General features: G+C 52.6%; 1 rRNA gene. It reads right to left on the reverse strand.

The window, feature by feature from the left end:
* Nucleotides 1-50: 50 nt before the first annotated feature.
* Nucleotides 51-2979 (reverse strand): 23S ribosomal RNA (locus GPDM_RS14615).
* Between the last annotated feature and the right edge of the window lie 97 nt (nt 2980-3076).

Genomic DNA, 3076 nt, shown 5'->3' on the forward strand with positions numbered 1-3076 from the left:
TCAAAACTGGATAAACGACATTGGAACAGGCAAGTCTTCGCATACATTGTTTGGTTAAGTCCTCGATCGATTAGTATTCGTCAGCTGCACATGTCGCCACGCTTCCACCTCGAACCTATCTACCTCATCGTCTTTGAGGGATCTTACTTGCTTGCGCAATGGGAAATCTCATCTTGAGGGGGGCTTCGTGCTTAGATGCTTTCAGCACTTATCCCGGCCACACATAGCTACCCAGCGATGCCCTTGGCAGAACAACTGGTACACCAGCGGTGTGTCCATCCCGGTCCTCTCGTACTAAGGACAGCTCCTCTCAAATTTCCTGCGCCCGCGACGGATAGGGACCGAACTGTCTCACGACGTTCTGAACCCAGCTCGCGTACCGCTTTAATGGGCGAACAGCCCAACCCTTGGGACCGACTACAGCCCCAGGATGCGATGAGCCGACATCGAGGTGCCAAACCTCCCCGTCGATGTGGACTCTTGGGGGAGATAAGCCTGTTATCCCCGGGGTAGCTTTTATCCGTTGAGCGATGGCCCTTCCATGCGGAACCACCGGATCACTAAGCCCGTCTTTCGACCCTGCTCGACATGTACGTCTCGCAGTCAAGCTCCCTTCTGCCTTTACACTCTGCGAATGATTTCCAACCATTCTGAGGGAACCTTTGGGCGCCTCCGTTACTCTTTAGGAGGCGACCGCCCCAGTCAAACTGCCCGCCTGACACTGTCTCCCAAGCCGATCAGGCTTGTGGGTTAGAATTTCAATACAACCAGGGTAGTATCCCACCGACGCCTCCTCCGAAGCTGGCGCTCCGGGCTCTAAGGCTCCTACCTATCCTGTACAAGTTGCACCAAAATTCAATATCAGGCTACAGTAAAGCTCCACGGGGTCTTTCCGTCCTGTCGCGGGTAACCTGCATCTTCACAGGTACTATAATTTCACCGAGTCTCTCGTTGAGACAGTGCCCAGATCGTTACGCCTTTCGTGCGGGTCGGAACTTACCCGACAAGGAATTTCGCTACCTTAGGACCGTTATAGTTACGGCCGCCGTTTACTGGGGCTTCAATTCGCACCTTCGCTTGCGCTAAGCACTCCTCTTAACCTTCCAGCACCGGGCAGGCGTCAGCCCCTATACGTCACCTTACGGTTTTGCAGAGACCTGTGTTTTTGCTAAACAGTCGCCTGGGCCTATTCACTGCGGCTCTCTCGGGCTATACACCCTACCAGAGCACCCCTTCTCCCGAAGTTACGGGGTCATTTTGCCGAGTTCCTTAACGAGAGTTCACTCGCTCACCTTAGAATTCTCTTCTCGCCTACCTGTGTCGGTTTGCGGTACGGGCACCTCCCGCCTCGCTAGAGGCTTTTCTTGGCAGTGTGAAATCAGGGACTCTGAGGGTACTCTTGCCATCACAGCTCAACGTATCAGGAATGGGATTTGCCTCATTCCACGCCTCACTGCTTGGACGTGCACAACCAACGGCACGCTCACCTTATCCTTCTGCGTCCCCCCATTGCTCAAACGGCGGGGAGGTGGTACAGGAATATCAACCTGTTGTCCATCGTCTACGCCTATCGGCCTCGACTTAGGTCCCGACTAACCCTGAGCGGACGAGCCTTCCTCAGGAAACCTTAGGCATTCGGTGGACGGGATTCTCACCCGTCTTTCGTTACTCATACCGGCATTCTCACTTCTAAGCGCTCCACCAGTCCTTCCGGTCTGACTTCAACGCCCTTAGAACGCTCTCCTACCACGGATCTCTAACGAGATCCATCCACAGCTTCGGTAATCCGTTTAGCCCCGGTACATTTTCGGCGCAGTGTCACTCGACCAGTGAGCTATTACGCACTCTTTAAATGATGGCTGCTTCTAAGCCAACATCCTGGTTGTCTAAGCAACGCCACATCCTTTTCCACTTAACGGATATTTGGGGACCTTAGCTGGTGGTCTGGGCTGTTTCCCTCTTGACTACGGATCTTATCACTCGCAGTCTGACTCCCAAGCATAAATCACTGGCATTCGGAGTTTGTCTGAATTCGGTAACCCGGGATGGGCCCCTAGTCCAAACAGTGCTCTACCTCCAGGATTCTCATCTTGAGGCTAGCCCTAAAGCTATTTCGGAGAGAACCAGCTATCTCCAGGTTCGATTGGAATTTCTCCGCTACCCACACCTCATCCCCGCACTTTTCAACGTGCGTGGGTTCGGGCCTCCAGTAAGTGTTACCTTACCTTCACCCTGGACATGGGTAGATCACCTGGTTTCGGGTCTACAACTACATACTCTGTCGCCCTATTCAGACTCGCTTTCGCTGCGGCTCCGCCTTCTCAGCTTAACCTTGCATGTAATCGTAACTCGCCGGTTCATTCTACAAAAGGCACGCCATCACCCATTAACGGGCTTTGACTACTTGTAGGCACACGGTTTCAGGATCTATTTCACTCCCCTTCCGGGGTGCTTTTCACCTTTCCCTCACGGTACTGGTTCACTATCGGTCACTAGGAAGTATTTAGCCTTGGGAGATGGTCCTCCCAGATTCCGACGGAATTTCACGTGTTCCGCCGTACTCAGGATCCACTCTGGAGGGGTAGGGTTTTCGGCTACGGGGCTGTTACCCGCTGCGGCGGACCGTTCCAGGTCGCTTCGCCTAATCCTACCTTTTGTAACTCCGTATAGAGTGTCCTACAACCCCAAGAGGCAAGCCTCTTGGTTTGGGCTGATCCCGTTTCGCTCGCCGCTACTCAGGGAATCGCATTTGCTTTCTCTTCCTCCAGGTACTTAGATGTTTCAGTTCCCTGGGTCTGCCTTCTCATGTGCTATAGATTCACACATGGATACTACTCGATTAAAAGTAGTGGGTTCCCCCATTCGGAAATCTCCGGATCACAGCTCACTTACAGCTCCCCGAAGCATATCGGTGTTAGTGCCGTCCTTCTTCGGCTCCTAGTGCCAAGGCATCCACCGTGCGCCCTTTCTAACTTAACCAATGGTTAATTAAAAAGTTGTGACAAAATTGTCACGCGTACTTGAATTTCTTGCATTTGTTTCAATGTCGTTTTATCCAGTTTTCAAAGAACAAGTT

The organism is Planococcus donghaensis MPA1U2, from assembly GCF_000189395.1.
Classification (GTDB): Bacteria; Bacillota; Bacilli; order Bacillales_A; family Planococcaceae; genus Planococcus; species Planococcus donghaensis_B.